This window comes from Paenibacillus sp. XY044 (assembly GCF_002257645.1).
Classification (GTDB): Bacteria; Bacillota; Bacilli; order Paenibacillales; family Paenibacillaceae; genus Paenibacillus_AQ.
Window position 1 is genome coordinate 492,235 of record NZ_NQMO01000004.1, and the last position, 23,662, is coordinate 515,896.

Below are 23,662 nucleotides of genomic sequence, written 5' to 3' on the forward strand. Positions count from 1 at the left end.
GAGCAAAGGTATGGCCATTCAACTAGCAGGAAGAAAAGAAATCAAGGAGTCGAGAGGCGACCGCTTATTTTTAGGCATCATCTACACCATTCTGATCTTGGTCGTCCTGGCGGTGCTGTATCCGCTTGTCTATATTTTAAGCAGCTCCATCAGCAGTCCGGCGGCGGTCACCTCCGGGAAAGTATGGCTGTGGCCGGTCGATATTTCGTTCGAGGGCTTCCGCGTGCTGTTCAGCAGGAAGGAAATTATGACGGGCTATGCCAACTCCTTATTTTATACCGCGGTGGGCACCCTCATCAGCGTCACGCTGACCGTCATGATTGCCTACCCCTTGTCCCGCAGGTCATTATTCGGGCGCAATGTATTCATGATGATCATCACGTTTACGATGATTTTCAGCGGCGGGTTAATTCCCACCTATATGGTGGTTAAACAGCTGCACTTGATCGACACAAGGTGGGCGCTGCTGATTCCCAACGCGATCTGGGTATGGCAGGTGATTATAGCCCGCTCCTTCTTTCAATCGTCGATTCCGGGAGAACTGCTGGAGGCCAGCGAAATCGACGGCTGCAGTGACATCAGGTTCATTCGAAGCGTCGTGCTTCCGCTATCCAAGCCGATCATTGCCGTTCTCGTGCTGATGTATGCCGTCGGGCAGTGGAATGCCTACTTCGATGCCTTAATTTATTTAAGAAGCGCAGACCTGTTCCCGCTGCAGTTGGTCCTTCGGAGCATTATTATCCAAAACAACAGTTCGGGAGGAGCGATGGACGCCATGGCGATGGTTGAAAAACAGCAGTTGGCCGAGCTTTTGAAATATGCGCTGATCGTCGTCGCGACCCTTCCGGTGCTTGTCATTTACCCGTTCGTGCAGCGCTATTTCGTGCAGGGGATGCTGGTCGGATCGGTCAAAGGATAAACATGCCCTCCCTTAGTCCGTAAGGGTTTGAAATCGACTTAAGTAAGGAGGTGGTGTACTTTTTACATGATCAGAAGGCATTACAAGCTTGTTGCAGAACTTATAAAAAGGGAGCGATTGGATTGAAAAAGAGCCTAATACGAATGTTCATACTGCTGCTGGCCTCCTTCATCGTCATCAGCGGCTGCTCCGGCAAAAAGACAGATAGCCCGGACAGTGCACAGGGAGGCGGTACCGCCGCCGACGGAGGATCGGCGAAGCCTGTACAGATCAGCGTTTTCGCAGTTCAGGAATCGGGAATCGATATTCCGACGAACAAGTTTACCAAATTTGTCGAGGACAAATTCAACATTCAGTTTAAATGGCAGATTAACCCTTCCGACGGAGCCAAGGAAAAACGCCAAATTTCGCTGGCAAGCGGCGATTACCCGGATGCTTATCTGCTTACAGCTTACATCGACGAATTCTCCCAGGCCGACGTCCTGAAATACGGGCAGCAAGGGGTATTGATCCCCTTAAATGATCTGATCGACAAGTATGGACCCAACATCAAGAAGGCTATGGAAGAGAGCCCGGAAATGAAAGCTCTGGTCACGGCCCCTGACGGCAATATCTATGGGCTTGGAGCCTATACCGAATGCTTCCACTGTTCTTATCCGAACAAAATGTGGCTCAATACCGAGTGGCTGAAAAAGCTTAATCTTCAAGAGCCGAAAACGACCGAGGAATTCAGAGAGGTCCTGAAGGCTTTCAAATCGAAGGATCCCAATGGCAACGGCAAAGCCGACGAAGTACCGCTCAGCGGTTCGACGGAGGATTTCGGCGTCCGCCTCATTCCGTATCTGATGAACAGCTTTATCTATGACGATGACCGGAACTATTTGACGATGAGCAATGGCAAAGTGCAATCCGCAGCCATTACGCCGGAGTGGAAAGAAGGATTGAAATACGTTAAGTCCCTTTATGATGAAGGACTGATCGACCCGGGCGCATTTACGCAAAATGCTGAGGCCTTCAAAAAAGTCGGCGAAAATGCCGGTGCCGAAATCCTGGGTGCGGGGGCAGGCATGCATCCGGCCATCTTTATCAATATTGATCCAGGCAACACCCGTTCCGCACATTATAACGCGCTGCCGCCGCTGACCGGTCCGAACGGCATCTCATATGCCACGCATGATGCCGGAGGCGTAACTTCAGGAGCCAAATTCGTTATTACGAATAAAGCAAGCGAAGAAGCGCAAGTCGCATTAATCAAAATGGTGGATTATATGTTCACGCCCGAGGGGCAAACCAATGCCGGAACCGGTATGAAGGGCATCGACTGGACGGATCCCGGGCCGGAAGACAAAGCGCTGGGAGAAGGCGTCAAGCCGATGGTCAAAACGATTCCGACGAAGGAAGGCGAGCAGCCGCACAATGCAGGCTGGAGCGGAATGGGCCATTTCTACATGCCGAAAGAATACCGCGACACCTGGGTACAGGGCACCGATATTTACGCTTCGGACGGCTATGAGCGCAGACTGTACAACGCTACGCTTCTGTACGAAGGACATGAGCCTAAAGAAATCTTCCCGATTTGGTCCGTCTGGATCGATCCAACCGAAATCGACGAAGCCAGCATGCTGCAGACCAACCTGAAAAATTACATTGAGCAGAATGAATTGCAGTTCGTCACCGGGAACAAAGACCTGGACAAAGACTGGGATGCTTATGTTAAAGGCCTGAAGGACCTGCAGCTGGACCGTTACCTGGAAATTTTGCAGACGGCTTATGATAAATTAGCAAAATAAGCTTATTCAATGAGGCGGGATGCCGGTTCTAAATTAGACTGGCATCTTCCGCGTTTTCGTCTATATTTACAAAATCGGGCTGTGTGTTAAGCAATAGAGCAGACAACGCATGGAAAGGAGTATGGCATGACTGATCATGAAATTCCGGGTCCGTCCCTGTTCAAGAAAATATCGCTGGCGGACTTTGGCGACGCTGAGGACTTACAGGCCAATGCAGGCGGGGCCATGCGGCTCGCGCTGGAGGCAGCTGCATCACATGATGCCGATGTCCCCGTCATACTGGATGTACCTTTCGGAACGTACCATTTTTATCCGGAGCATGCCGTCAAGGCAGCTTATCATATTACCAACACGGCCAGCGAGGAAGAAAATCCGGACGTCACGAAAACGATCGCGCTGCTGCTGAAGGGGCTGCGCCGGCTGACGCTGGAGGGAAACGGCTCCCTTTTTGTCATTCACGGCAAACAAACCATGCTGCTGTTGGACAGCTGCGCGGATGTTGAAATTCGCAACCTCCGTTTCGACTATGCGGTGCCGACCGTGACCGAGATGACCGTGGAGCGGTGCGGTGATCATGACCTCGACGTTCGCGTGCATCCGGACTCGCACTATGAACTGGAAGATGGACATCTCACCTGGGTCGGTGAAGGATGGAGCTTCCGGGAAGGACCGGTGCAGCACTGCGACTTCGGCCGGACTGCGACCTGGCGCGTGGACGATTGGCCGTCACGGGCTGAACGCATTGTGGAAATCGGCAGCCGGCGCCTCCGGTTTCATTTCGGGAAAGAAGCCGTTCCGGATATCCTGCCTGGGGTCACCGTACAAATGAGAGACGGTATCCGTGACCAAGTCGGGGTACTGATCCTGGAATGCGAGAGGATAAGCCTGATCGGCATGGGCCTTCATTTTATGCATGGACTAGGCGTCGTCGGCCAGTTTAGCGGGGATCTGACCTTCACCGATCTGGATGTGACGCCGCGCCCCGAGACCGGGAGAACGGTGGCGGGCTTCGCCGATTTTATCCATTGTTCAGGCTGCCGGGGCCGCATCTCGATTACGGACAGCCGCTTTGCCGGAGCTCATGACGATGCGGTCAACATTCATGGCACTTACCTCCGCATCGTCGACCAACCGTCGCCTAATCAAGTGCGGGTTCGTTTCATGCATCCGCAAACGTATGGATTCCGTGCCTTCTTTCCGGGAGACGAGATTGCTTTTGTCAATGCGCACAGTCTTGCGTCATATGCTTTCGGACGGATCGCCGCCGCCGAGATGCTTGATCCCCGCGAGTTTCTCCTGACATTGGAGCAACCGGCTCCAACAGGGCTTGGAGAGCATGATGTGATCGAGAATGTGACGTGGATGCCAGAGGTCGTGATTGAACGGAACCATTTTGCCAGAATACCGACCCGGGGCATATTGGCTTCGTCGCCTCGGAAGACGGTCATACAGGGTAACAGGTTTGAGCGCATGAACATGAGCGCCATTCTGGTCGCGGCCGATGCGAACTCCTGGTACGAATCAGGTGCTGTCGCGGATTTGTGCATTACGAACAACCAATTTATCGACTGCGGCGGAGAGGAGCATCCTGTGATCCGGATCGCTCCCGAGAACGAGCAGTCCAATTCAGACGTACCGGTCCACCGCAACATCCGGATTGAGGACAACCGGTTCAGGGCGGCTCATGCCATGCTGCTGTCGGTGCGGAGCACGGAGGGGCTTGCCTTCTGCCGAAATGAGATAACGCTCGAAGGGAAGGACCACCCCAAGGAAGCACCGTATCCCGGGTTCTATATGATGGAATGCTGCAGCGGGGTTGAAATGGGTGCGAATTCGATCCATTTCATAGAGGCTCAGGCGAACGAATAGAATGAGGAATAAAGGGGATGAACGTCATCGACAAGAAGAAACTGATCGTTTTTTTGGATAGCGGGGATACGCTAGTGGACGAGTCTACCGAAGTTCGTGACGAAGACGGAATCGTGGTTAGTGCCGAGCTGATTCCAGGGGCAGCGGAGATGGTTAGGACGCTGCATTCACTTGGCTTTACGCTTGCGCTCGTGGCCGATGGTGACGCTCAATCCTTCAAAAATGTGCTGAGTCAGCACCGCCTGCACGATTATTTCGAGGCGCTCATTATTTCCGAACACATCAAGGCCACCAAGCCGAGCCCGCGGATGTTTAAAGCGGCGATCGGCGCGCTGGATGGGTCCGAAGCGGATTTTGCCCGTACCGTCATGGTCGGCAACAATTTAAGCAGGGATATCAAAGGAGCAAACGCTCTCGGCATCATAAGCGTCTTTCAAAGCTGGACTCCAAGGTACCCCCATATCCCTGCGGACGAGTCCGAACAGCCCGCGTACACGATCAACGAACCGATGCAGCTCATCGAGCTCGTCAACCAGCTGGAAATTGAGCTTGGGATAGCTGAAACGGCGGGTGGGAGCTCCGAACCTCAGCAGGAACAGCAAGCAAAGGGGGCCGGGGACCATGTCGCATTCTACGAATCGATCCGCGGCATGGGCCGCAGACCAGACCCAAGAGAAAAACCAGCCGGCACCCGCTAGGGTTTCGGCTGGTTTTTTGGTGTTATTCCCGCTTCGGTCACAGGAACAATGTTAGCATATGCTATACCTACGCTTCTTTATCTGGTTCGCGACCCGGCGGAAAAATTTCAGTGGCTCCGGGTTCCAGCTCCCTGACTCGCTCCAGATAAGCCGTCACCCGGCGGTCGTCTTCAGTGGGATAGGCAAAACCGAGCTTCGACGCCACTTCCTGCGCTGTTTTGCGGAATAGGCCGGTCATAGTAAACAGTGCTTGCCACGCCTCTTCATAGCTGCCTTTCGGATAGGTGGCCAAGAGCTGTTCCCAGCTCGATTCTGGAAGGTAGTTTACTAAGTACTTCCCGTTTTTGCCGGTGCTCACCGAGAACCCGGTAAGAATGCCGGCCTGCCATTCGAGCATCTTGACCAGCATCTCCCGGATGATGTTCAGATGATCCAGCGCATACAGCATCTCCTGTCTCCACAAACCCTTGGCAATGTAGGGCGAGACCCACCAAAACTCGTTGCAGCAGTCGGCAAATAATTTGGCGGTCGGCTGCTGTACCCAATACCCCTGATCCGTCGGCTCTGCCAACTGCGGCAGGTTCTGGTCTTTGTCGAGCAGCACCACGGCCAAGCGGTCGCCGCCGTTCCAGTGATCCTTTTTCTCGATCGGGCAAAGGGTCAGGTCAATCCGGTTGCCATCCGTGAACAGCATGAGATACGGATAATATCCGTCCATAGACGGAGGGACGAGCTTCATCTCCTCCGGCTTTTGCATGACGATCCGGTCGCCGAAGACGTTGACCCAGTCGGGATCTTGGATAAAAGACCCCACATCAGTCACGACATACACGATATCGTAATCCTGAAAAACATCCTTCGGCGCATTCGGATTCGTGCGCGAACCGTTCATCCCAACGGCCCGGATACGCTCATCGCTTTTGGCTACATTCAATATCAAATCCAACATTTCTCGTTCGCTTCTCATCCCGGGTACAGCCTCCCTGTTTTTATATTAATTTGGAGTTGGGTCATGTCTCAACGAGGCGGTCCCCGATTTCGGATAGTCCAGCGGACGACAAGTTCACGTTACAAGTGGTCAAGCAGCTTCTTCATGATGATTGTCCTCCTTGTGAAGTAGTGAGTAAATCATCGGCAGAACTGAGATGTATGGCTCATGACGGGCTGCATGCCCGCCAATTCCGTAATTACTGACATCTTACCACAAATTGGGGGAGGGTGGAGAAGGCGGCTCCCTCAGGGTGAGTTCCACGAGCAAATTCCGTGGTTATATGACCGGACCGGCAAAAGCGACATGGCGAGCAGCTGTTACCATTGGATGTCGAACGGGTCGTTGAACATCTTTAGCGCCAGGCCTACCGTAAATCTGGGATGTTCAAGAGTCAGCCCGGAAACCTGGAATGCAGGGGAATTGCTGAATGGTTTGCGATTTAGAGGGATATAGAGCGATTTAGAGCGGTTTAGAGCTGGTTCACGGTTAAATTGAGCTTGTCTACGTATAATGAACAAATTCAGATTTTGTCTTTCAAATGGCGGACAGAAGTACCCTATCTTTGCTCAAGTGTTTACTCCGTATATAGGACATGAGCTGGATATTAGCACTAGATATAGGGATTTTCGAATCCAGCCGCATGCAGGAGAATATATGTGTCATGTCCTTCTTTTGTAGGACAAAACAAGGATGTGTCCATTGGATAGGGACAGGCCCCGTTTTTATACAGTTAGATGGCCAAAAGGTAAATGATGATCACCACAGAAGGGAACCGGGCTTGAAAACATCAGCCACTCTCCTCGAAAGAGATCCTATATGAAAACAGCAGCCGTTTCCCAATGGTGGAGGCTGCGACATTTTAACGGTCGATTCTTTAATATTAAAGCAAATTATTTAAATAGATCTCGAATAACCAGGGTATCGAAATCGTTCGTAATTTTGTATGACCTAGATGCATTTTTAGGAGCGGCCGCGTTGTATTCGAAGGTATTTATATAGTCGTTGTCATAGAGAGTCATCCCGTACGCTCTTCCTTTTTCTTTTGTATTCAGGGTCATCCAGTAAGATTCGGTAAATTCGATGTCAGATGATGTGGATTTTTTCAATTTCGCAGCAGAAAGTGCGTTCAATATTTCATTGATTTCATTCGAATCCGTTACATTTTTCGTATGCTCACCCTGCTGATCGCGTTTGATGACTTCGATGGACGCCACACTGGTGGGATCGAGCTTATCCAGTACAGTCTCTTTAAACGTATAGTTTTTGGGTGAAAAGTAGAAAATCCCCAAGCCAACCACGATAACGATGGCGGCCGCGAGGTATCCGAGTCGTTTCATCACTTCATCCCCCTTCGTACCGATCATTCATGTAAGTATGCTGCGGATTCGGGAATTTACTTTTACTCCCAATTCTATAAAAAATGAGAGACATAATTCAAGCGAAAACCACAATTTATTATTTGTTTTTCTATTAAATCAGATTGCCTAAGGCAACCAACGAAACGCCCAATCGAGCCGTAACTGGTTCAGGGAAGCACTCAATAAGGAGAAGCCTGCAGCCATTGGCTTTTTTTAAAGCATCGTTGATTTCGGCTACTCCGAAATCCCGGCCCTGGAGTTGAACATGCCCCCCTACACAAGCCTATCATACCTTGATATCCGAACAAGGATTTGCCGCTGCGCGTTTCTCCTTGTTCGGATAGTTCAACTACTCCGGCGGCGCGGTGCGCTTGGCGGTGCCTCCAGTTGAACTAACAAGGGAAACATAATCGATGATGGTGATCGATATGATACGCATGTTCCAGGTGGCAAGCCTAACGGGGCGGTGATTTTAAACCTAAGGGAGCGAATCCAAGATGATATCCTTTCAAACTTTGCTCTGTACTGGATGCAATAAAACTATACTGGATGCAATAAAACAATGGCGTTAGGCAAAACACAAGCAGCCTGGCCAGAGGCCAGGCGCTGATCATACTAGGCGAGTTCACGGCAAAAGCCGTCCGGAACGAGCCATTGCTCCCCTCATCAAGAGATGGGGAAGACCTCAATAACGTCGAAGTCACCGCAAACGTAGCTCCAAGAGGAGGCGGGAATTGGGGTGGAAAGTTTACGTGCCGCCTTTGAGACCGGGTTCCAACCACTTATCTATTCCAAGGAACCCAGTCTCAACAGCGGCTGAAAGCCCAATCCCGCCCCTCCAACGGGCAAACTTATGGGTTTTCGCCACCCATCCCCGCGCCAAAACCTCTGGGTGTCTCCAAAAAAAGCAGCCTGGCCAGGAGCCAGGCGCTGATCAACCACAGGCGAGTTCCAGGTCCAACCGAGCGGAACGAGCCTATTATTTCCCTCATCAAGAGATGAGGAAGGCCACAAGAAACAAGAAAATCGAAGTCACCGGAAAGGCAGCTCCAAGAGGAGGCGGGAATTGGGGTGGAAAGTTTACGTGCCGCCTTTGAGACCGGGTTCCAACCACTTATCTATTCCAAGGAACCCGGTCTCAACAGCGGCTGAAAGCCCAATCCCGCCCCTCCCACGCACCAAACGTCTGGGTTTCGCCACTCACTCCACGATGCCAAACGCTTGGGTTTCGCCAAATCGAAGCAGCCTGGCCGAGTGCCAGGCGCTGATCAACCACAGGTGAGTTCACGGCAAAAGCCGTCCGGAACGAGCCTATTATTCCCCTCATCAAGAGATGGGGAAGACCTCAATAACGTCGAAGTCACCGCAAACGTAGCTCCAAGAGGAGGCGGGAATTGGGGTGGAAAGTTTACGTGCCGCCTTTGAGACCGGGTTCCAACCACTTATCCATTCCAGGAACCAGTCTCAACAGCGGCTGAAATCCCAATCCCGCCCCTCCCACGCACCAAACGTCTGGGTTTCGCCACTTTGGGTTTCGTCACGCATCCTACGAGCAACCTACTACGCTCCGTTCGAACACGCCATGCCTTCCTCAGCTCTTGATCGCCCCCATCATGATCCCCTTCACAAAATACCGCTGCACGAACGGATACACCATGATGATCGGCAGTGTGGCAACCATCGTCACCGCCATCCGGATGCTCTCGCTCGATACCGGGATGCGCTTGGAGCTTTGGGCAAGCTGCTGGGCGTCGGACATCATGCTGGCCGTCTGGAACTGGTTCAGGATTTTGACCAGCACGGCCTGCAGCGTCTTCAGCTCCGGCTTGTAGGTGTAGACGTAGGAATCGTACCACGAATTCCAGTGACCGATGGCCAGAAACAGCCCGATGGTGGCCAGCACGGGAACGCAGAGCGGCATGATGATGCGGAAAAAGATTTGCAGGTCGTTGGCGCCGTCGATTTTGGACGATTCCTCGATTTCGCCAGGGATTTGCTCGATAAAGGTCCGGACCAGAATCATGAGAAACACGCCGATCAAGCCGGGGAAAATATAGACCCAGAACGAATCGATAAGCCCGACCGATTTGATGACCATATAGGTCGGAATCAGGCCGCCGCCGAAGTACATCGTGAACACGAAGAAGAAGGAGAAGTACTTCCAGCCGATCAGGTTTCGTTTGCTGAGCGCGTAGGCCAGCATGGAGATGCAGAAGATGGATATGGCGGTGCCGATGACCGTCCGCAGGACGGTGACTTTGATGGCGCTCCAAATTTCCGGGTTGCGGAAGATGGTCATGTAGCTTTCAAAGGTCGGCACCCGGGGCCAAAAATACAGGCCCCCTCTTAACGTGTCCGTCGCGTCATTCAGTGAAATGACGAAGATATTCCAGAACGGATAAAACGTCGCCAGGAAAATGAGGGCCAAAAAGACGTACAGTGAGGCATCGAATAGATGCTCGGAAACCGGTTTGCTGTTTTTCATATCGTAAACCTCCTGGGTCGATTAGAATAAAGACTGGCCGTTGAGCCGCTTGGCGATGCCGTTGACGATCATGACAATGATGAAAGCGACGACGGAACTGAACATGCCGACGGCGGATGCATAGGAGAACATGCCGTTCTGAATACCGTAGCGGAACGAATAGGTCGACAGCACGTCGGAATAGTCGCGCGTCAAATCGTTACCGAGCAGGAAGTGCTGGTCAAAGCCGGCATTCAGAATGCCGCCGAGGGCAAGGATCAGCAAAATGACGATCGTCGGCTTCAGGTGCGGCAGCGTGATGTAACGGATCTGCTTGAAGCGGCTTGCACCGTCAACCTTGGCGGCTTCGTACAGCTCTTGGTTAATGGAAGAGATGGCAGCCAGATACATGATCGAGTTGTAGCCCATGTCTTTCCACGTGTTGCCGATCGCGACGATCCACCAGAAGTAGGAACCATGCTGCAGGAATAGAACGCTTTCATGCGTAATATGCAGGAACTTCAATATGCCGTTGATTGCGCCGTCTGAGGATAGCAGCGTCACGATGATATTGGCCGCGATAACCCAGGAAATAAAATATGGCAGATACGATGCGGTCTGCACCGTCTTTTTAAAGCGAACGCTCCGGATCTCGTTGATGGCGATGGCAATGAGGATCGGCATCGGAAACGAGAACAGCAATGTAATCAAGGTCGACGCCAGCGTGTTGCGCATGACGATCAGGAAGTCGCCGTTGTTGAAAAAGTACTGGAACCACTTGAATCCGACAAATTCGCTGTGAAACAGCGTATGCCAGAAGCCGCCCAGCGTCGGCTGGTAATTGACAAAAGACATGTACAGACCCACCATGGGCGTATAAGCGAAGATGAGCGCCCATACGATCGCAGGCAGCATCATGAGGAACAAATACTTCTGTTGTTTGACGGTCACCCACAGCTTGCGCCGGGGGATCGGGAGCTCTGATCTTTTCTGTAAAGCCAGTTCGGTTTTCATAGGGGGCACCTCGCATCTTAAGTTAACTCAAATTATAAAACCCCCAAAAAATGAGTGTCGATACGGCATTGTAACGAATGATGCTTGAAAATGACTTACATTTGGTTCGACCCGTAGTTAAGTAACGGGAAACCACTATAATAATATAGAATGAGCTAAAGTTTTCTCTCGTTATCTCTTGAACCACGGGGCATTTCCGTGTCAGAAAAGAACTTTCTTTAGTTCATTCAATTTAGATATAGCAAAAGGGGACTGGAGGGGTAGACCATGTACAGCATTTTTCTGGTGGATGACGAAGAGCTGGAACTTGAGATGATGAGGGATTATATTCGCTGGGAAGAGATGGGTCTCTATGTCGCGGGCACGGCCGTCAATGGACGGGATGCCGTAGAGAAGATCGAGGCGATCCAGCCCGACATCGTGCTGACCGACGTGCAGATGCCGCTGATGAACGGGCTGGAGCTGGCGCGACATATCCGGGAGCGTTATGACTGGATGCAGCTCGTGTTTCTGACGGGGCATGACGAATTTGATTACGTCAAATCGGCCTTGAACGTGGGAGCCGTCGGTTATTTGCTCAAGCCGCTCGATCTCACCGAAATTGTAAGCGTTATCGAAAAGGTCAAGCATCAATGCGAGGAAGTGCGGATGAAGAACCGTTCGATCCGCGTCACCCGCTCTCATATTTTGAAGGAGCTGGTCCATGAATCCGATGCGGAGCGCACCGGAAATCTGGCCGCCAGCTTCCGCCGGCTTTCCCGCCATCCGGAGCAGCAGAAGTATGCGCTGGCCCTGCTGCAGCTGGACGGAATCAGCGCTGAGGCGCGGGACGTATCCGTGGAGGACGGCTGCAGCCAGGTGTCCGAGCTGATCGGGGAATGGCTGGCCGAGAAACGGATGGACGCCGACATCGTCCTGTTCAAGGAGGGCGAAATGGGCCTGTTTATGGATGCCGTAAGCAAGCCGGGCGATTATGGTTGGGGCGATCTGCTGAAGAGAATCCGGCAATCGCTGCATTTTACGGTAACGATCGCCACGGCGCCACAGGCGGAACCGTTGACGGGGATTCAGGCGCTGTACCGGCAAAACCGGGCCATTTTGGCGGAGCTATTTTACACGGGAAAGGGAAAAGTGATCGGTCCGGAGGACGTTCAGCAGCCCAAGGGCGGTGAAGCGCCCGCGTTTGCGGAGAAGGAATGGATGGAGGCGCTGGACGGGCATGATCTGGAGCGGGCGGGTGAGATATTAAGGGAACATATCGTCCATCTGGTGGCGCTGAGGGTTTTGAAAAACGAGGTTTGCGGCGCGGCCATCGGCTGGATCGAGCACCTGCTGGAACACATTCACGAGCCGATTCTCGAAAGCCATAAGCGTGCGGAGCTGTACCATACCGTATACGGCTGCCAAACCATTTATGAGATTGAAGCGCTGGTGATGGACTATGCCAAGCAGGCGGCGGATTCGGTCCGGCAGCGGTTTGCGGACAAGAACGCCAAGCTGGTGCATCAGGTGCGGACGATGATCGACCAGAACTTCCACCAGCCGATTACGATTAACAGCCTGTCGGACCAAGTGTACCTTTCGCCAAACTACCTGCGGTCGATTTTTAAAGAGAAAACGGGGATGACGATTCATGATTACCTGACCCAAATCCGCCTGGACAAGGCCAAGGCGTATTTAGCCGACGAATCGCTGAAGGTGCAGGACATTGCCCAGATGGTGGGTTACGAGAGCACGTCCTACTTTATTTCCTTATTCGTGAAAAACCAAGGAGTCACGCCGAATGAATACCGAAAACATCTCCTTCTGGGATAAACTCGCCGCGCGCTTTTCGTTAACCCGGTCAGGCAGGTTGGCCCGCCCGCGCCTGCGGCATAAATTTTTCCTCATCTTTCTGATCGTCATTATTTTGCCGTTCTCCATCCTGATCTATTATTCGTATACGTCGACCCGAAGCACGATTACGGAGCAGACGTATAATGCGCTCAATGTGACATTGGCCCAGATCAACACCAACGTGGAGAAGCGGCTGGAATACTACAACCAGCTGTCGAACATTTTGTATATGGATGCCCAGCTGCGCAATTATTTATCGACGGATTACGAGCAGGCCTTTTATTATTTGGATGCTTTTCAATATATCAACCGCACGCTGCCCTCGCTGATGACGCTGAATTCCAACATTCAGAACATCACGATTTTTACCGATAACAAAACGCTGTACTCCGACGGACAATACGTGAAATATACGGAAGAACTGACCACGGAGATCAAGGAAAAGGCGCTGAAAGCCGCCGGAAGCACCGTCTATACCCATACGGACGACTACACCGCGCCGGATGCGCATTTTACGCTGGCCCGTTCGCTGAGCTATTTCAGCCTCCAGCATCCTTACGGCATTTTAACGCTGGATATTAGCGACAACGAGCTGTATTCCCTGATCAAGATGGAAAACAACAACAAAAGCGTCTATATCATCGACGAGAACGGAAGAATCATCAGCACGGGGGATCAGAATCTGGCTTCCAACCTGCTGTATAACCTCTATCCCATTCAGAAAGAGCTGAACGAGAAATCGGGTCATTTTGACCTGAAGCTGAACGGGCAGGAGCGCTTTTTTACCTATAACAAGCTGAGCAACGGCTGGAGTACGGTCATTACCGTGCCGTACAATGAACTGCTGTCCAACACGAAAAAAGCTACGGGGAAAATCATCTGGTTCTCTGCGATTACGATCTGCATCGCCATTCTGCTGCTGTACTTCACCACCAAGGTGCTGACCAAACGGATCGAGGTGCTGCTGCAGCAGATCCGCAAGGTGGAACGGGGCGACTTCCGCCTGTCCATCAAACCGATGGGGCATGACGAGATTGGCCAGCTGTCTTTTGCCTTCAATAAAATGGCGTCAACGATCGAGAATTTGATTCAAGACGTGTACAAAAAGGAAATCGCCATGAAGGAATCGGAGCTGAATACGCTGCAGGCTCAGATCAATCCGCATTTTTTGTATAATACGCTGTCATCGATTTCTTCGCTGGCCATGAAAGAGGGAGCGGGGCAGGTCTACCGGATGGTTAACTATTTGGCCAAATACTACCGGGTGTCGCTGAACAAGGGAAAGCGGATCATTCTGGTGGAGCAGGAAATCAATCTCGTCAAAAATTATGTGGCGATTCAGGATATCCGCTTCCGGGACAAGCTGCATATGCACTATGATCTCGATGAGGAGCTGTTCCAGCGGACGACGATCAAGCTGATTTTGCAGCCTTTTATCGAAAACTGCATTAACCACGCGATGTGGGACGAGTCGGGGATTAATATTAACATTAAGCTGAAGCAGGACGGGCATGACATGCTGCTTCAGGTCATTGACGACGGTGCCGGGATGACGTCAGAGCAGCTGGACCAGGCGATGCAGAAGAGCGACAACCCATCCGGAGCATCCGGCTATGGCATCAAAAATGTGGATGACCGCATCAAGCTCACCTATGGCGGGGAATACGGGATATCCATGTTCAGCAAATTGGGAATCGGCACCGCGGTCACGATCCGGATACCGCTCAATCCGCCTCCATCTGCCGCAAAAGCACCCGGATGAGAAACTGCCTGGAAACGATGAAAGACGTTTTCCATTATGAATTGTAATATTGCGTTATAGCTAATTGAACTCCCCGTTTTTACAATTAGACATGTATTCGGGAACAAGAATATGACGACTTCAGAAAGGGGTTCAGGCAATGAAAACGATCAAAGGGATTCTCGCAGCAGCCCTCGTTATGACAGCGCTTACTGGCTGCGGCGGCGGAGGCGGCCAGAAAGCGGCATCCAGTGATGACAAGGGCGCGGCTGCCGACAGCAATGCGCCAATCACACTGACGTGGTTCGATAAAAATACGGGGGATGCGTTCAACAACCCGGTGGCTAAAGCGATTACAGAAAAGACCGGCATTACGGTCGAGATTCAGCAGCCGACCGGCAACCCGGTGGAGAAGCTGAACCTGATGCTGGCGAGCGGGGACCTGCCGGATGTCGTCATGCTGGACCGCGGCAGCGACATTATGAACAAGTATATTTCATCGGGCGCGATTATCCCGCTGAACGATCTGATCGACAAGTACGGTCCGCATATTAAAGAAATGTACGGCGACACCCTGGCCAAAACGAAAAACGACGACGGGAAAAACTATTATTTTGCCAACTGGTACGGTCTGGAGAAATACCCGGTCTTCGGCTTTATGATGCGTATGGATATCATGAAGGAGCTCGGCGTCGGGGACAAAGCGAACAATGGTGAGCCGTTTACGGCTGAAGAGTTCGAGAACCTCCTGGTGAAGTTCAAGGAGAAATATCCAACGATCGATGGCAAGGAATCCATCCCGATGACGCTGAACGGCGAAAATATCGGCAGCGTAACCGGCACCTTCAAAGGAATGTTCGGCATGATGCCATATTATGAAACGAACGGCGAGCTGAAGAAGGACATCCGCGATCCCCGCTACCTGGAGATGGTGAAATTCCTGAACTCCTTGTACCGCAAAGGGCTGCTCGACAAGGAATGGGCGACGATGAAGACGAAGCAGTTCGAGCAGAAGCTGGCGGGCGGCAATGTGTTCGCCACGGCGGAAGCGCTGTGGAACGTGGGCAACGCCAACTCGCTGCTGAAATCGGAAGCGTCCGATCCGGCCAAAGCCGACGAGCATCAGTTCTATCAATATAAAGTGCTGGCTCCGGGCGTGAGCGCCGATCAGACGACGTATGGTCCGAAGAGCTCCCTGGGCTGGGACGGCGTAGCCATCACCCGCTCGAACAAGGATCCGGAGCGCACGATGAAGCTGCTGGACTTCTTGGCCAGCGAGGAAGGTCAGTATCTCCTGATGTGGGGCGTGGAAGGCAAGGATTGGGACATGAAAGACGGCAAGCATGTGCCGCGTCCGGAAGTGCTCGATGCGTTCAAGAAAAACTGGGATGAGGCTTCCCGGACGACAGGCATCCGTAAGTGGACGTGGATGATCAAGAACGGACCAGGCTCCGACGGCACGCCTTACGACCTGATCGGCCGCTTCCAGTCCGATCCGGTGACCGACCTGGCGATCAAAAACCTGGCCGACACCTCCTTTGATACGGCGCCATACGACAACCTGGGACCGGCGGGCGGTACGCCGGAAGCGATTATGGATACGAAGGTCAACGACACGATCAACAAGTATTTCCTGAAAATGGCCCTGGCTCCGACCGAAGAGCAGGTCACCGAGCAATACAACCAAATGATGAAGGAAGTCGAGGCGGCTGGCCTCTCCAAACTGGAGAAAATCTACACCGATAACTATAAGGAACGCCAGCAGTTGTGGACGCAGTCCAAATAAAGCAAGCGGGGGAGGAGAAGACGGCCTTTGTCTTTGGCCTCCCCATATTTTTGTGAAAGCGGCAGGTCCGCCGATGGCTTGCGCGAAAAAGTTAGTGAGAAACGATCCATTTTCAAACGGCAAAGGGTGAGGGACGATGGGAAAAGTAGACATTCAGTTTGAGTTTGAGGAAAATCGCCGGATCTTTGCGATTCATACGCAGCGCAGCTCCTACGTGTTTGGAATCAATGAACAAGACCGGCTGCAGCATCTGTATTGGGGGGAACGCGTCACGATCGACGACTGCGCGCCGCTGCTCCGCGGACGCTCACACAGCTCCTTTGACGCCGAAGTGGACATGGAAGCCGAAGAGTACAGCTTATGGGGCGGAGTCAACTATGACGAACCTTCCCTGAAGGTCCGCATGCCGGATGGCGTCCGGGATCTTTCGGCCGGTTATGTGCGCCATGAAATCCGCGAGGAGGACGGCCGGCAGACGCTGATCATTGTGCTGAAGGATCGGGTCTATCCGCTGGAGGCCCATCTGCTGTACCGGGTCATCCCGGAATATGATCTGATTGAGCGCTCCGCGCGCATCGTCAATACAGGCGGGGATGATATCGTCCTCGAGAGCGTCCAGTCGGCCGCCTGGAGCCTGCCGGGCCTGCGGGATTACAGGCTGACGCATGTCACTGGCAAATGGTCCGGCGAATTCCAGCTTCGCCGCAATGTGCTGAGCGAGGGGAAAAAGGTGCTGGAGTCGCGCAGAGGCTTTACCGACAGCCATGCCAACCCGTGGTTTGCCGTCGATGAGGGACTGGCGACGGAAACGGACGGACGCGTATGGTTCGGGGCGCTCGCCTGGAGCGGCAACTGGAAGATTACCGCGGAGAAAACGGTGTTTAATCATGTCCGGGTGACCGGCGGGATCAACGATTTCGACTGCGAGTGGGTTTTGGGCGCTGGCGAGTCGTTCGACACGCCATGGTTCGTCGGCGGGTATACGGCCGGCGGCTTCGGCGGTATGAGCCGGAATTTGCATCAATACCAGTACGCGTACGTGCTGCCCGGCCGTGAGCCGCGCAAGGTGCTGTACAACTCCTGGGAGGCGACGTATTTCAACGTGAATGCCGCGGACCAGATGGCTCTGGCCGAACGGGCGGCGCGGATGGGCGTCGAGCTGTTCGTCGTCGACGATGGCTGGTTCGGCCAGCGGAATCATGACCGGGCCGGGCTGGGCGACTGGTTCGTGAATCGGGACAAGTTTCCGAACGGCTTGGGCGAGCTGATCGACAAGGTTCACGAGCTCGGCATGGAGTTCGGCATCTGGGTCGAGCCGGAGGCCGTCAATCCGGACAGCGACCTGTACCGGGCGCACCCGGATTGGGTGTACCATTTTGAGACGCGGCCGCGGACGGAGCTGCGCAACCAGCTGCTGCTGAACATTTCCAAGCCGGAGGTTAAGGCGTATATCCTCCAGTTCATGACCGACCTGCTGCAGAACCACCGCATCAAGTTCATCAAATGGGATATGAACCGCACGATCACCGAGCCGGGCATGAAGGACCATCCGCTGCACCGGCAGAAGGAGCTGTGGATTCGCCATGTTCACAGCCTGTACGAGATTTGGGCCGAGCTGCGGCGCCGGTTCCCGCATGTGGAATTCGAGACGTGCGCGGGCGGTGGCGCGAGGATCGACCTCGGCATCTTCCGGTATGCCGACCAGTCCTGGCCGAGCGACAATACCGACGCGTTTGACCGTCTAAGCATCCAGGAGGGCTTCTCATACACGTACGCGCCGCGGATGATGACCTGCTGGGTGACGGAATCGCCAACAGGCATGAACAAGCGGAACGTGTCGCTGAAGTACCGGTTCCACAGCGCGATGATGGGCACGCTCGGCATCGGCTCCAACCTGAACGAGTGGAACGACGAGCTGATCGAGCAGTCCGGCGAAATCATCCGCCAGTACAAGGCGATCCGCCCGCTTGTGCAGTTCGGCCGCCAGTACCGGCTGGCCGATCTCCAGCACAAGGGCGTCACCGCCGTGCAGTACGTCGATGAAGCCGGCACCGACAGCGTCGTGTTCGCCTTCCTGCATTCGCAGCGTCTCGGCGAACCGCTGCCGCGGCTGCGCCTGCAGGGGCTGCAGGCGGACCGGGCGTACGCCATCGAGGGGCTGCCTGGCAGCTGGAGCGGCCGCGCGTTGATGAACATCGGGATCGAGCTGCCGCTGCGGGGCGATTTTGACAGCCTCCTGTACCGGGTGACGGCGGTGGAGTAGCGGCCGGAGTTGGCCGGCAGATTGAAGGCCAGCCAGCCGTTGGAGCAAGCCAACAGCAGTCGCTAGGGGCTGGCCGTTCAGCCGCACGGAATGACGCGAGTAGACGTAAGGACACCTCCAGGCCGAAATGGTCTGGGGGCGTCCTTTTTTTATATGGGGGACGTAGTGGGCGGGGAAAGGCGCGAAGCTGCTAAAAACTGATGATCGCACTTATTTCTTCTAGCGTGAAATGGTGCGTGAGCATCCCGCCCTAACTTAACCCTTCCGCATCCCCCGATACTCGGAGGGCGACTTGCCCATGATTTTTTTGAACAGGCGCGAGAAGTAGTACGGGTCCTGGAAACCGAGCCGGTGGCTGATTTCCTTTACGCTTTGCTCGGTGAGGTCCAGGTGCCTGCAGGCAAGCTGGATTTTCAGCCGCAGGTAGTAATCGATCGGCGAGTAGCCAGTCGCCTCCTTGAAGCGCTGGGTAAAGTGCGGAACGGACACGCGAGCCTGGGCGGCGAGCTGCTTCAGCGTGACGGTGCCCTCCAAGCGGTCCATCATATACCGCACCGTTTGCGTGATATCATGCTGGCTGTGGCGGAAAATCCCATCCTGCGGCTGCAGCCGGCACAGCCTCAATATCGCCGCCAGGTGATGCGCCAGCTGCGATACATAAATGATATGGTTCAGCGTATAGCCTTGCTCCAGCAGCGCATATCCCTCCTGGAACAGCTCCGTCAGTTGGCGCGTTTTGTCCGGGGGCAGGGTGACTGGAACAGAAGTGGTGGCGGTTTTAACCGGACGGGAAGACGCATCTGTAGAGTCCTCACGATCCCAGGCACCGGACATATCCAGGCCTGGAGCGATCCTATCGCCTGAAAGACCTTTTGCTGTGCTAGCACCCGCATCGATATTCGATTCATCGGAATAGCTAACATCCGTACTTGCTTCCTCGGACTCTGACTTGTGTCCTGGCTCGTGCCCTGGACCGGGTCCCGGGCCAAATCCCTCAAAAAACGCCTCTGTCTGCTCTCCCTTGAAATGCCACCAGTAAATACTCCACGGATGCGTCTCCGACGAGCCGTAGGCGTGGGGAGTCCGCGCGGGAATCACGATGGCCTGGCCCGGGCCGACCGGCTGCACCCGGCCGCTTCCCAAGCGGTACCAGCCTTCTCCTTCCATGCAAAATATGACGATGACCGCTTCGCTGCCTTCGGGCCGCTCCCGGTAATGATGCAGCGCGCGCGGAAAGTAACCGGTATCGGTTACGTACAGGGGGCGGACCAGCGGATGCGAGGACGCCTCGATCAGAATATGATCCGGCAGGACGATGAGTTTTTCGGATTTGAATCCCTCGTGTTTTCGTATCTTTTCCATAGTACTTACTATGATTTGGGACGTGTTTTTTGTCAACGGCAGCTTCCGTCTCCACATTCCTTATCAATTCCGGAAAATCATAATATAATCCATCATTCCCATGATATCGTGAATGGAGGGCGGGACCGTTTCCTTTTAAGATGAGGATAGGATCTTGAAGAATCCCGAATCCAAACCATAGACGCCAAGTCCAAGAGCGTCTAAGCAAAGGAAAGGATGAGTCCGTATGGCCAAAGCGCCTGAAGAAGTAAAGGTATGGGAGGAGAGGGTGGAAATCCCGACTTACGAGGCAGGCAAGCCCGATCCCAACCCGATGTTTTTGGAGAAGCGCGTGTATCAAGGAAGCTCGGGACGGGTTTACCCGCTGCCGGTCATCGATAAAATTTACGACGAGAAAGTTTCGAAATCATACCGCATCGTCTTTCTGGAAAACGAGTATGTGCAAATCCAGGTCATGCCGGAGATCGGCGGACGGATTTACCGGGCGATCGACAAGACGAACGGGTACGACTTTGTCTATCATAATCAAGTGATCAAGCCGGCGCTGGTAGGCCTGGCCGGCCCGTGGATTTCCGGCGGGATCGAATTCAACTGGCCGCAGCATCACCGCCCGAACACGTTCGGCGAGGTGGAGCATACGACCCTACGCAATCCGGACGGGAGCCAAACGGTATGGGTCGGGGAAATCGACCGCATGTACGGCACCAAAGTGACGACCGGTTTCACCCTGCATCCGGGCAAAGCTTATCTTGAAATTCAGGCCCAGCTGTACAACCGGACAGCGGCGCCGCAGACGTTTTTGTGGTGGGCCAACCCGGCGGTCGCAGTCAACGACCACACGCAGTCCGTGTTTCCGCCGGACGTGCACGCGGTGTTCGACCACGGCAAGCGGGACGTGTCCAAGTTCCCGATCGCCACGGGCACGTATTATAAAATGGACTACTCCGCCGGCGTGGACATTTCCAAATACAGCAACATACCCGTGCCCACCTCCTATATGGCCTATCACTCGGATTTTAATTTTGTCGGCGGTTACGACCATGGCGTCGGCGCAGGGCTGCTGCATGTCGCGAACAGGCATGTGTCGCCGGGGAAAAAGCAGTGGACCTGGGGACACGGGGAGTTCGGCCAGGCGTGGGACCGCAATTTGACGGACGAGAATGGTCCGTACATCGAGCTCATGACCGGCGTGTACACCGACAACCAGCCGGACTTCAGCTGGCTCGCGCCGTACGAGGAGAAGAGCCTCAAGCAGTATTTCATGCCGTATAAAAAGATCGGCCTGGTGAAAAACGCCTCCATCGACGCGGCCGTGAACCTGGAGACGGCGGACGGGCAGGCATCGGTTCAAGTCTATGCCACTTCGGTGTTTGAACAGGCGCGCGTGCTGCTGAAGAGCGCCGGACAGATCGTTCTGGACAAAACCGTGAAGCTGTCGCCGAGCGACGTGTTCCAGACGGAAGTGAACATTGGCGGCGAAGTCCGGGAAGAGGATCTGCGGGTCATCGTGCTGGACACGGACGGAAGGGAGCTGGTTACCTACCGGCCGATGCCGAAAAAGATCGAGCAGGTTCCCGATCCGGCCAAGGCCATCGAGGCGCCGGAGCAGCTGCCAAGTACCGAAGCGCTGTATCTGGCGGGACTGCATCTGGAGCAGTACCGTCACGCCACCCGTGAGCCTGAGGCTTACTATTTGGAGGGCTTAAAACGGGATCCCGGCGACATCCGGCTGAACAATGCCTACGGACTGCTGCTGCTGCGGAGGGGATGCTTTGAGGACAGCGAAGTGTATTTCCGAAAAGCGATCGAGACGCTGACGCGCCATAACGCCAGACCGTATGACAGCGAGCCATTCTATCATCTCGGCCAGACGCTCAAATGGCAGGGAAGGTTCGAAGAGGCATACGCAGCCTTCTACAAGAGCGTGTGGACGGGAGCATGGCAGGCGGCGGGATACTTTGCCCTGGCGCAGATCGCCTGCGGGCAGGGGCAGTACGACGAGGCGCTTGAGCTGGTGGACCGTTCCCTGAACGTCCAGTACCGCCATTACAAGGCCCGTCTTCTCAAAAGCGTCATCCTGCGGAGGCTGGGCCGTGTCGCGGAGGCCGAGGCGCTCGTGCAGGAGACGATCCGCATCGACCCGGTGGAATTCGCGGCCCGTAACGAGCTGATCGCCGTATACCGTGAAAGCGGCCGCGCCGGGGAGGCGCAGGAGGCGCTGGACAGCCTGGCGGGTCTCATGCGCGGCGATGCGCACAATTACATCGCCTTGGCTCAGGACTACGCCGAAGCCGGTCAGTATCGAGACGCGCTGGACATTTTAGGCCGCATCGCGGAACCGGGCCAACCGGGCGTCTACCCGATGATCCGCTATTACCAGGCCAACTGGAGCCGGAAGAGCGGACACGTAGAGCAGGCTGCCGCTTATGATGAGCTGGCCGCTGCGGCTGATCCGGCGTACTGCTTCCCGAACACGCTGCACGATTACGCCGTGCTCAAGGAAGCGGCGGTGCTGCATCCGGGAGACGCCAAGGCACGGTACTACTTGGGCAACCTGCTCTACGACAAAAAGCGCCATGCCGAGGCGGTCGCGTGCTGGGAAGCTTCGGTGTCGCTGGACGGCAGCTTTGCGACGCCTTACCGCAATTTGGCGCTCGCCTACTACAACAAGCTGAATCGCCCGGACGACGCGCAGCAGGCGCTGGAGACGGCGTTTCGGCTGAACCCGGCCGACGCGCGCGTATTTTACGAGCTGGACCAGCTGCACAAAAAGATCGGCCGCGCGCCGGAGTCCCGGCTGCTGGCGCTGGAAGCGCACCGTGAGCTGGTCGAGCTTCGGGACGACCTGTACCTCGAATACTTGACGCTGCACAACACGCTGACCCGGCATGAAGAGGCGCTCAGCCTCATCCTGAAGCGCAATTTCCATCCATGGGAGGGCGGGGAAGGCAAAGTGCCGGCCCAATACGTGACTGCCCGCGTGGAAATCGCCAAAAGGATGCTGATCGAAGGCCGGGCGGAGGAGGCCGCCGAGCAGCTGCTGCTCGCGAAGCAGTACCCGCAGAACATCGGCGAGGGCAAGCTGGAAGGCGCCCAGGAGAACAACATCGACTATTACCTCGGCGTCGCGTACGGCCTGCTCGGCCGGCAGGAGGAAGCGCAAGCCGCGCTGCTGCAGGCATCGAAAGGGCTTGAGGAGCCGGCCAGCGCCATGTATTATAACGACCAGCCGCCGCACATGATTTTTTACCAGGGCGCGGCCCTGCGCAGGCTGGGGCGGGAAGCGGAAGCGCGGAGCCGCTTCAACAAGCTGGTCGACTACGGGGAAAAGCATCTGTTCGACCGTCCGCAAATCGATTATTTTGCCGTGTCGCTTCCTGACTTCCTCGTGTTTGAGGACGATCTGCACAAACGCCACGAATTACACTGCCATTACATGATGGGACTGGGGCAGCTGGGTCTGGGCCGAATTCGGGAGGCCGAAGAACATTTCCGCCGGGCGCTGGCAATGGAGCCGCATCATCAGGGTGCCGCGCAGCATCTCGAGTTATGCCGGACGGGCATATGACGC

Annotated in this window: 14 protein-coding genes; 9 read left to right on the forward strand and 5 right to left on the reverse strand. The window is 54.6% G+C overall.

Translation table 11 applies throughout. The features are described 5' to 3' along the window. Positions 1 to 10 precede the first annotated feature (10 nt). The 4 genes from CJP46_RS19590 (at position 11) to CJP46_RS19605 (ending at position 5,276) form a co-directional block, all read left to right on the forward strand. Positions 11 to 919, forward strand: a complete 909-nt coding sequence (locus tag CJP46_RS19590) for a carbohydrate ABC transporter permease (protein ID WP_094597305.1) — start codon at positions 11 to 13, stop codon at positions 917 to 919. Between the two features lie 122 nt (positions 920 to 1,041). Continuing rightward, positions 1,042 to 2,709, forward strand: a complete 1,668-nt coding sequence (locus CJP46_RS19595; protein ID WP_256992426.1) for an extracellular solute-binding protein — start codon at positions 1,042 to 1,044, stop codon at positions 2,707 to 2,709. Positions 2,710 to 2,835: 126 nt separating this feature from the next. Then, positions 2,836 to 4,578 (forward strand): right-handed parallel beta-helix repeat-containing protein, encoded by a 1,743-nt coding sequence (locus tag CJP46_RS19600; RefSeq protein ID WP_094597307.1) that lies wholly within the window; start codon positions 2,836 to 2,838, stop codon positions 4,576 to 4,578. Positions 4,579 to 4,595: 17 nt separating this feature from the next. Next, positions 4,596 to 5,276 (forward strand): HAD family hydrolase, encoded by a 681-nt coding sequence (locus CJP46_RS19605; protein ID WP_094597308.1) that lies wholly within the window; start codon positions 4,596 to 4,598, stop codon positions 5,274 to 5,276. A 67-nt stretch (positions 5,277 to 5,343) separates the two neighbouring features. On the opposite strand, the gene CJP46_RS19610 is transcribed toward CJP46_RS19605, so the two are convergent. The 4 genes from CJP46_RS19610 to CJP46_RS19630 all read right to left on the reverse strand — a co-directional run bounded on the left by CJP46_RS19610 (position 5,344) and on the right by CJP46_RS19630 (position 11,103). Beyond that, positions 5,344 to 6,243, reverse strand: a complete 900-nt coding sequence (locus CJP46_RS19610) for an aminoglycoside 6-adenylyltransferase (RefSeq protein ID WP_094597309.1) — start codon at positions 6,241 to 6,243, stop codon at positions 5,344 to 5,346. Positions 6,244 to 7,157: 914 nt separating this feature from the next. Next, the gene (locus tag CJP46_RS19615; RefSeq protein ID WP_179281241.1) at positions 7,158 to 7,604 is read right to left on the reverse strand and encodes a DUF5301 domain-containing protein; all 447 of its coding nucleotides are present in this window, start codon (positions 7,602 to 7,604) and stop codon (positions 7,158 to 7,160) included. A gap of 1,612 nt (positions 7,605 to 9,216) precedes the next feature. Further along, positions 9,217 to 10,110 carry a carbohydrate ABC transporter permease gene (locus CJP46_RS19625; protein ID WP_094597312.1) on the reverse strand — a complete coding sequence of 298 codons (894 nt, stop codon included), beginning with the start codon at positions 10,108 to 10,110 and terminating at the stop codon, positions 9,217 to 9,219. 21 nt (positions 10,111 to 10,131) lie between these two features. Next, positions 10,132 to 11,103 (reverse strand): ABC transporter permease, encoded by a 972-nt coding sequence (locus CJP46_RS19630; RefSeq protein WP_094597313.1) that lies wholly within the window; start codon positions 11,101 to 11,103, stop codon positions 10,132 to 10,134. Positions 11,104 to 11,370: 267 nt separating this feature from the next. On the opposite strand from CJP46_RS19630, the gene CJP46_RS19635 reads away from it, so the two are divergent. The 4 genes from CJP46_RS19635 (at position 11,371) to CJP46_RS19650 (ending at position 18,729) form a co-directional block, all read left to right on the forward strand. Continuing rightward, complete coding sequence (locus tag CJP46_RS19635) at positions 11,371 to 12,918, forward strand: response regulator (RefSeq protein WP_094597314.1); 1,548 nt, start codon at positions 11,371 to 11,373, stop codon at positions 12,916 to 12,918. Beyond that, positions 12,887 to 14,701 carry a cache domain-containing sensor histidine kinase gene (locus CJP46_RS19640; protein WP_094597315.1) on the forward strand — a complete coding sequence of 605 codons (1,815 nt, stop codon included), beginning with the start codon at positions 12,887 to 12,889 and terminating at the stop codon, positions 14,699 to 14,701. Before CJP46_RS19635 ends, CJP46_RS19640 begins: the two co-directional genes overlap by 32 nt. Positions 14,702 to 14,840: 139 nt before the next feature. Beyond that, entirely contained in the window at positions 14,841 to 16,466 is a 1,626-nt protein-coding gene (locus CJP46_RS19645; protein WP_094597316.1) for an ABC transporter substrate-binding protein, read from the forward strand. 136 nt (positions 16,467 to 16,602) lie between these two features. Continuing rightward, on the forward strand, positions 16,603 to 18,729 hold the full coding sequence (locus CJP46_RS19650; protein ID WP_256992427.1) for an alpha-galactosidase: 2,127 nt from the start codon (positions 16,603 to 16,605) through the stop codon (positions 18,727 to 18,729). A 255-nt stretch (positions 18,730 to 18,984) separates the two neighbouring features. Here CJP46_RS19650 and CJP46_RS37150 read toward each other — a convergent pair whose 3' ends face one another. Continuing rightward, positions 18,985 to 20,091: an AraC family transcriptional regulator gene (locus CJP46_RS37150; protein WP_256992428.1), complete on the reverse strand. Its 1,107-nt coding sequence runs from the start codon at positions 20,089 to 20,091 to the stop codon at positions 18,985 to 18,987. A gap of 226 nt (positions 20,092 to 20,317) precedes the next feature. Between CJP46_RS37150 and CJP46_RS19665 the strand changes: the two genes are divergently transcribed. Continuing rightward, positions 20,318 to 23,659: a DUF5107 domain-containing protein gene (locus CJP46_RS19665; protein WP_094597317.1), complete on the forward strand. Its 3,342-nt coding sequence runs from the start codon at positions 20,318 to 20,320 to the stop codon at positions 23,657 to 23,659. Positions 23,660 to 23,662 lie beyond the last annotated feature (3 nt).

Excerpts from the sequence above, each read along its gene's own strand:
- CJP46_RS19590 (WP_094597305.1), top strand. The coding sequence starts at position 11 with ATGGCCATTCAACTAGCAGGAAGAAAAGAAATCAAGGAGTCGAGAGGC.
- CJP46_RS19600 (WP_094597307.1), top strand. The coding sequence starts at position 2,836 with ATGACTGATCATGAAATTCCGGGTCCGTCCCTGTTCAAGAAAATATCG.
- CJP46_RS19605 (WP_094597308.1), top strand. The coding sequence starts at position 4,596 with ATGAACGTCATCGACAAGAAGAAACTGATCGTTTTTTTGGATAGCGGG.
- CJP46_RS19610 (WP_094597309.1), bottom strand. The coding sequence starts at position 6,243 with ATGAGAAGCGAACGAGAAATGTTGGATTTGATATTGAATGTAGCCAAA.
- CJP46_RS19615 (WP_179281241.1), bottom strand. The coding sequence starts at position 7,604 with ATGAAACGACTCGGATACCTCGCGGCCGCCATCGTTATCGTGGTTGGC.
- CJP46_RS19625 (WP_094597312.1), bottom strand. The coding sequence starts at position 10,110 with ATGAAAAACAGCAAACCGGTTTCCGAGCATCTATTCGATGCCTCACTG.
- CJP46_RS19630 (WP_094597313.1), bottom strand. The coding sequence starts at position 11,103 with ATGAAAACCGAACTGGCTTTACAGAAAAGATCAGAGCTCCCGATCCCC.
- CJP46_RS19635 (WP_094597314.1), top strand. The coding sequence starts at position 11,371 with ATGTACAGCATTTTTCTGGTGGATGACGAAGAGCTGGAACTTGAGATG.
- CJP46_RS19640 (WP_094597315.1), top strand. The coding sequence starts at position 12,887 with ATGAATACCGAAAACATCTCCTTCTGGGATAAACTCGCCGCGCGCTTT.
- CJP46_RS19645 (WP_094597316.1), top strand. The coding sequence starts at position 14,841 with ATGAAAACGATCAAAGGGATTCTCGCAGCAGCCCTCGTTATGACAGCG.
- CJP46_RS19650 (WP_256992427.1), top strand. The coding sequence starts at position 16,603 with ATGGGAAAAGTAGACATTCAGTTTGAGTTTGAGGAAAATCGCCGGATC.
- CJP46_RS37150 (WP_256992428.1), bottom strand. The coding sequence starts at position 20,091 with ATGGAAAAGATACGAAAACACGAGGGATTCAAATCCGAAAAACTCATC.
- CJP46_RS19665 (WP_094597317.1), top strand. The coding sequence starts at position 20,318 with ATGGCCAAAGCGCCTGAAGAAGTAAAGGTATGGGAGGAGAGGGTGGAA.